General features: G+C 53.1%; 7 protein-coding genes and 1 pseudogene. 2 read left to right on the forward strand and 6 right to left on the reverse strand.

Annotated elements, in window-relative coordinates; all coding sequences use genetic code 11:
- Positions 1-29: 29 nt before the first annotated feature.
- Complete coding sequence (aph(3')-Ia, locus tag IMX18_RS27825) at positions 30-845, reverse strand: aminoglycoside O-phosphotransferase APH(3')-Ia (RefSeq protein WP_000018326.1); 816 nt, start codon at positions 843-845, stop codon at positions 30-32.
- Between the two features lie 129 nt (positions 846-974).
- Here aph(3')-Ia and IMX18_RS27830 point away from each other — a divergent pair, with 129 nt between their 5' ends.
- Positions 975-1,679 carry an IS6-like element IS26 family transposase gene (locus IMX18_RS27830; protein WP_001067855.1) on the forward strand — a complete coding sequence of 235 codons (705 nt, stop codon included), beginning with the start codon at positions 975-977 and terminating at the stop codon, positions 1,677-1,679.
- Positions 1,680-2,099: 420 nt separating this feature from the next.
- Here the strand turns inward: IMX18_RS27830 and IMX18_RS27835 are convergent, their stop codons facing one another.
- The 5 genes from IMX18_RS27835 to aac(6')-Ib all read right to left on the reverse strand — a co-directional run bounded on the left by IMX18_RS27835 (position 2,100) and on the right by aac(6')-Ib (position 5,551).
- Positions 2,100-2,600: a GNAT family N-acetyltransferase gene (locus tag IMX18_RS27835; RefSeq protein ID WP_000376623.1), complete on the reverse strand. Its 501-nt coding sequence runs from the start codon at positions 2,598-2,600 to the stop codon at positions 2,100-2,102.
- 127 nt (positions 2,601-2,727) lie between these two features.
- Positions 2,728-3,567 (reverse strand): sulfonamide-resistant dihydropteroate synthase Sul1, encoded by an 840-nt coding sequence (sul1, locus tag IMX18_RS27840; RefSeq protein WP_000259031.1) that lies wholly within the window; start codon positions 3,565-3,567, stop codon positions 2,728-2,730.
- Positions 3,561-3,908 carry a quaternary ammonium compound efflux SMR transporter QacE delta 1 gene (locus IMX18_RS27845; RefSeq protein ID WP_000679427.1) on the reverse strand — a complete coding sequence of 116 codons (348 nt, stop codon included), beginning with the start codon at positions 3,906-3,908 and terminating at the stop codon, positions 3,561-3,563. The genes sul1 and IMX18_RS27845 overlap by 7 nt, the downstream gene beginning before the upstream one ends.
- Positions 3,909-4,115: 207 nt before the next feature.
- Positions 4,116-4,916 (reverse strand): oxacillin-hydrolyzing class D beta-lactamase OXA-10, encoded by an 801-nt coding sequence (locus tag IMX18_RS27850; RefSeq protein WP_000846390.1) that lies wholly within the window; start codon positions 4,914-4,916, stop codon positions 4,116-4,118.
- An 80-nt stretch (positions 4,917-4,996) separates the two neighbouring features.
- The gene (gene aac(6')-Ib, locus IMX18_RS27855) at positions 4,997-5,551 is read right to left on the reverse strand and encodes an AAC(6')-Ib family aminoglycoside 6'-N-acetyltransferase (RefSeq protein WP_012695458.1); all 555 of its coding nucleotides are present in this window, start codon (positions 5,549-5,551) and stop codon (positions 4,997-4,999) included.
- Positions 5,552-5,711: 160 nt separating this feature from the next.
- Here aac(6')-Ib and intI1 point away from each other — a divergent pair.
- A pseudogene (gene intI1 / locus IMX18_RS27860) lies at positions 5,712-6,053 on the forward strand (class 1 integron integrase IntI1); the annotation flags it as partial.

Raw genomic sequence — 6,053 nt, forward strand, 5'->3', positions numbered from 1 at the left:
TATCACCACCGACTATTTGCAACAGTGCCTCAGAAAAACTCATCGAGCATCAAATGAAACTGCAATTTATTCATATCAGGATTATCAATACCATATTTTTGAAAAAGCCGTTTCTGTAATGAAGGAGAAAACTCACCGAGGCAGTTCCATAGGATGGCAAGATCCTGGTATCGGTCTGCGATTCCGACTCGTCCAACATCAATACAACCTATTAATTTCCCCTCGTCAAAAATAAGGTTATCAAGTGAGAAATCACCATGAGTGACGACTGAATCCGGTGAGAATGGCAAAAGCTTATGCATTTCTTTCCAGACTTGTTCAACAGGCCAGCCATTACGCTCGTCATCAAAATCACTAGCATCAACCAAACCGTTATTCATTCGTGATTGCGCCTGAGCGAGACGAAATACGCGATCGCTGTTAAAAGGACAATTACAAACAGGAATCGAATGCAACCGGCGCAGGAACACTGCCAGCGCATCAACAATATTTTCACCTGAATCAGGATATTCTTCTAATACCTGGAATGCTGTTTTCCCGGGGATCGCAGTGGTGAGTAACCATGCATCATCAGGAGTACGGATAAAATGCTTGATGGTCGGAAGAGGCATAAATGCCGTCAGCCAGTTTAGTCTGACCATCTCATCTGTAACATCATTGGCAACGCTACCTTTGCCATGTTTCAGAAACAACTCTGGCGCATTGGGCTTCCCATACAATCGATAGATTGTCGCACCTGATTGCCCGACATTATCGCGAGCCCATCTATACCCATATAAATCAGCATCCAGGTTGGAATTTAATCGCGGCCTCGAGCAAGACGTTTCCCGTTGAATATGGCTCATAACACCCCTTGTATTACTGTTTATGTAAGCAGACAGTTTTATTGTTCATGATGATATATTTTTATCGGCACTGTTGCAAATAGTCGGTGGTGATAAACTTATCATCCCCTTTTGCTGATGGAGCTGCACATGAACCCATTCAAAGGCCGGCATTTTCAGCGTGACATCATTCTGTGGGCCGTACGCTGGTACTGCAAATACGGCATCAGTTACCGTGAGCTGCAGGAGATGCTGGCTGAACGCGGAGTGAATGTCGATCACTCCACGATTTACCGCTGGGTTCAGCGTTATGCGCCTGAAATGGAAAAACGGCTGCGCTGGTACTGGCGTAACCCTTCCGATCTTTGCCCGTGGCACATGGATGAAACCTACGTGAAGGTCAATGGCCGCTGGGCGTATCTGTACCGGGCCGTCGACAGCCGGGGCCGCACTGTCGATTTTTATCTCTCCTCCCGTCGTAACAGCAAAGCTGCATACCGGTTTCTGGGTAAAATCCTCAACAACGTGAAGAAGTGGCAGATCCCGCGATTCATCAACACGGATAAAGCGCCCGCCTATGGTCGCGCGCTTGCTCTGCTCAAACGCGAAGGCCGGTGCCCGTCTGACGTTGAACACCGACAGATTAAGTACCGGAACAACGTGATTGAATGCGATCATGGCAAACTGAAACGGATAATCGGCGCCACGCTGGGATTTAAATCCATGAAGACGGCTTACGCCACCATCAAAGGTATTGAGGTGATGCGTGCACTACGCAAAGGCCAGGCCTCAGCATTTTATTATGGTGATCCCCTGGGCGAAATGCGCCTGGTAAGCAGAGTTTTTGAAATGTAAGGCCTTTGAATAAGACAAAAGGCTGCCTCATCGCTAACTTTGCAACAGTGCCGCCATTACGCCCAATCAACTGGTGCAGTCGTCTTCTGAAAATGACATTTGGTATCTCTCATAAACGGATGTTTTTGAGAGAACTATCTTCGGCCTTCACACGCACGAAAGGCGGCGAAGCTCCGCCGTTAATCCGTCCGCCGGAGATCTCGCCCAGGCAGGCTGAAGGCCGAGCAAGCCTGACAGGCCCGAAAAGCCCGGCACGGGCGTCGGCGGCGATGACGGCGGCGGCATTATCCAGGGTTGATGATGGAAGTGGAGGATATCGACAACCTCTCGCGCAACCAAGACATCGCGGTCGGACTGCAAGTGATCTTGAAGCCACGGGCCCGTCCCACCCCGACATGGACCTCGATGCCCGAACGGACGTTAGATTTCGAGTTCTAGGCGTTCTGCGATGAAGGTTGGATCCCAGCCGGGATTGAAAGTGTCGACGTGGGTGAATCCGAGCCGCTCGTATAGGCCACGCAGGTTCGGGTGGCAGTCGAGCCGCAGCTTGGCGCACCCCTGCGTTCGCGCGGCATGGCGGCAAGCCTCGATCAGCGCGGAGCTGACACCCCGGCCCGCATGTGTCCGTCGCACCGCGAGCTTGTGCAGATATGCGGCCTCCCCCTTGAGGGCGTCGGGCCAGAACTCGGGATCCTCGGCCGACAAGGTGCAACAGCCGACGATGCCGTCGCTGCAACTCGCGACTAGGAGCTCGGATCTCAGGACGAAGGTCTCCGCGAATGTCCGGTCGATCCGCGCGACGTCCCAGGCGGGCGTTCCCTTGGCGGACATCCACGCCGCAGCGTCGTGCATCAGCCGCACAACCTCGTCGATATCACCCGAGCAGGCGACCCGAACGTTCGGAGGCTCCTCGCTGTCCATTCGCTCCCCTGGCGCGGTATGAACCGCCGCCTCATAGTGCAGTTTGATCCTGACGAGCCCAGCATGTCTGCGCCCACCTTCGCGGAACCTGACCAGGGTCCGCTAGCGGGCGGCCGGAAGGTGAATGCTAGGCATGATCTAACCCTCGGTCTCTGGCGTCGCGACTGCGAAATTTCGCGAGGGTTTCCGAGAAGGTGATTGCGCTTCGCAGATCTCCAGGCGCGTGGGTGCGGACGTAGTCAGCGCCATTGCCGATCGCGTGAAGTTCCGCCGCAAGGCTCGCTGGACCCAGATCCTTTACAGGAAGGCCAACGGTGGCGCCCAAGAAGGATTTCCGCGACACCGAGACCAATAGCGGAAGCCCCAACGCCGACTTCAGCTTTTGAAGGTTCGACAGCACGTGCAGCGATGTTTCCGGTGCGGGGCTCAAGAAAAATCCCATCCCCGGATCGAGGATGAGCCGGTCGGCAGCGACCCCGCTCCGTCGCAAGGCGGAAACCCGCGCCTCGAAGAACCGCACAATCTCGTCGAGCGCGTCTTCGGGTCGAAGGTGACCGGTGCGGGTGGCGATGCCATCCCGCTGCGCTGAGTGCATAACCACCAGCCTGCAGTCCGCCTCAGCAATATCGGGATAGAGCGCAGGGTCAGGAAATCCTTGGATATCGTTCAGGTAGCCCACGCCGCGCTTGAGCGCATAGCGCTGGGTTTCCGGTTGGAAGCTGTCGATTGAAACACGGTGCATCTGATCGGACAGGGCGTCTAAGAGCGGCGCAATACGTCTGATCTCATCGGCCGGCGATACAGGCCTCGCGTCCGGATGGCTGGCGGCCGGTCCGACATCCACGACGTCTGATCCGACTCGCAGCATTTCGATCGCCGCGGTGACAGCGCCGGCGGGGTCTAGCCGCCGGCTCTCATCGAAGAAGGAGTCCTCGGTGAGATTCAGAATGCCGAACACCGTCACCATGGCGTCGGCCTCCGCAGCGACTTCCACGATGGGGATCGGGCGAGCAAAAAGGCAGCAATTATGAGCCCCATACCTACAAAGCCCCACGCATCAAGCTTTTGCCCATGAAGCAACCAGGCAATGGCTGTAATTATGACGACGCCGAGTCCCGACCAGACTGCATAAGCAACACCGACAGGGATGGATTTCAGAACCAGAGAAAGAAAATAAAATGCGATGCCATAACCGATTATGACAACGGCGGAAGGGGCAAGCTTAGTAAAGCCCTCGCTAGATTTTAATGCGGATGTTGCGATTACTTCGCCAACTATTGCGATAACAAGAAAAAGCCAGCCTTTCATGATATATCTCCCAATTTGTGTAGGGCTTATTATGCACGCTTAAAAATAATAAAAGCAGACTTGACCTGATAGTTTGGCTGTGAGCAATTATGTGCTTAGTGCATCTAACGTTGGAGCTAAGGGGCAGGCACAGGCGGCGCATAAAATGCGAAGCATGCGCCGACTGGGACTGTCCAGCGACCGCAGGGAGCGACCTTGAGCGACTTGTTAGCCACCAATGATGCCCTCACTTTCCATGATTTTGGTGGGAATGGATTTTCTTAGCGGCAACTTACTTTCGTTGTCTATATCCATGTTAAAGGCGAAAAAGTAAACCTCTGTCTCCTTCTCAACCCACCCAACCCACCATGCGACACCAGGATTTGACTCAGTTCCCACACCAGAAAAACCAGTTTTTGAATGCACTAGATATTCAGGTGCCGCCTCCGTTACCAAAGCCTCTTTTACTATTAGCTGGTTTTCTTTAGATGCTGACAATTTATTTAAATATAGAGACTCTAGAAACTCCACTTGATTAACTGCGGAAATTCTAAGCTGGCCTTCCAACCAGAATTTGTCAATGCCACCACTGATATTCTGGTTGCCATAGGAAAATTTTTTAAGGTATTTCTGCATTCTTACTTCGCCAACTTCTCTGGCGATTTGTTGAAATACGGGAACAGCTGAAACTTGTATTGCCCCTCTTAAGGTCAAGTCTCTTTCCCATTGCTTCATGGCTCTTGGCTTTCCGTCCCATTTGAAAACCTGATGCTCATTCTTTATGACACCAGTTTCTAGGCCGATAATTGCGTTGGGGATCTTAAATGTTGATGCTGGAAGATATTCCTTTGATGCACGAGCTAAGTCATTGGTAGCGCAGGATTTACTGCTACTTTTACAAAGCACGAAGACACCATTGACGGCTTCGGCAGAGAACTCTTTGTTCCAAGACGTATTTTCTGTAATTGAACCAGCTAATGCCGTACTCGAAAGACACGCGATAATTACATATGCGGCAAATGTTTTCATGGCACCTTCTTGGTGGCTAACGTTTGACATGAGGGGCGGCCAAGGGCGCCAGCCCTTGGACGTCCCCCTCGATGGAAGGGTTAGGCATCACTGCGTGTTCGCTCGAATGCCTGGCGTGTTTGAACCATGTACACGGCTGGACCATCTGGGGTGGTTACGGTACCTTGCCTCTCAAACCCCGCTTTCTCGTAGCATCGGATCGCTCGCAAGTTGCTCGGCGACGGGTCCGTTTGGATCTTGGTGACCTCGGGATCATTGAACAGCAACTCAACCAGAGCTCGAACCAGCTTGGTTCCCAAGCCTTTGCCCAGTTGTGATGCATTCGCCAGTGACTGGTCTATTCCGCGTACTCCTGGATCGGTTTCTTCTTCCCACCATCCGTCCCCGCTTCCAAGAGCAACGTACGACTGGGCATACCCAATCGGCTCTCCATTCAGCATTGCAATGTATGGAGTGACGGACTCTTGCGCTAAAACGCTTGGCAAGTACTGTTCCTGTACGTCAGCAAGTGTCGGGCGTGCTTCTTCTCCGCCCCACCACTCGACGATATGAGATCGATTTAGCCACTCATAGAGCATCGCAAGGTCATGCTCAGTCATGAGGCGCAGTGTGACGGAATCGGTGCTGTTGGTCACGATGCTGTACTTTGTGATGCCTAACTTTGTTTTAGGGCGACTGCCCTGCTGCGTAACATCGTTGCTGCTCCATAACATCAAACATCGACCCACGGCGTAACGCGCTTGCTGCTTGGATGCCCGAGGCATAGACTGTACAAAAAAACAGTCATAACAAGCCATGAAAACCGCCACTGCGCCGTTACCACCGCTGCGTTCGGTCAAGGTTCTGGACCAGTTGCGTGAGCGCATACGCTACTTGCATTACAGTTTACGAACCGAACAGGCTTATGTCCACTGGGTTCGTGCCTTCATCCGTTTCCACGGTGTGCGTCACCCGGCAACCTTGGGCAGCAGCGAAGTCGAGGCATTTCTGTCCTGGCTGGCGAACGAGCGCAAGGTTTCGGTCTCCACGCATCGTCAGGCATTGGCGGCCTTGCTGTTCTTCTACGGCAAGGTGCTGTGCACGGATCTGCCCTGGCTTCAGGAGATCGGAAGACCTCGGCCGTCGCGGCGCTTGCCG

This window comes from Pseudomonas shirazica (assembly GCF_015168335.1).
Taxonomy (GTDB): Bacteria; Pseudomonadota; Gammaproteobacteria; order Pseudomonadales; family Pseudomonadaceae; genus Aquipseudomonas; species Aquipseudomonas asiatica.

What these genes read in the sequence shown, in the direction of transcription:
- IMX18_RS27830 (WP_001067855.1), top strand. Translation starts at nt 975, where the DNA reads ATGAACCCATTCAAAGGCCGGCATTTTCAGCGTGACATCATTCTGTGG.
- IMX18_RS27850 (WP_000846390.1), bottom strand. Translation starts at nt 4,916, where the DNA reads ATGAAAACATTTGCCGCATATGTAATTATCGCGTGTCTTTCGAGTACG.
- sul1 (WP_000259031.1), bottom strand. Translation starts at nt 3,567, where the DNA reads ATGGTGACGGTGTTCGGCATTCTGAATCTCACCGAGGACTCCTTCTTC.
- IMX18_RS27835 (WP_000376623.1), bottom strand. Translation starts at nt 2,600, where the DNA reads ATGGACAGCGAGGAGCCTCCGAACGTTCGGGTCGCCTGCTCGGGTGAT.
- IMX18_RS27845 (WP_000679427.1), bottom strand. Translation starts at nt 3,908, where the DNA reads ATGAAAGGCTGGCTTTTTCTTGTTATCGCAATAGTTGGCGAAGTAATC.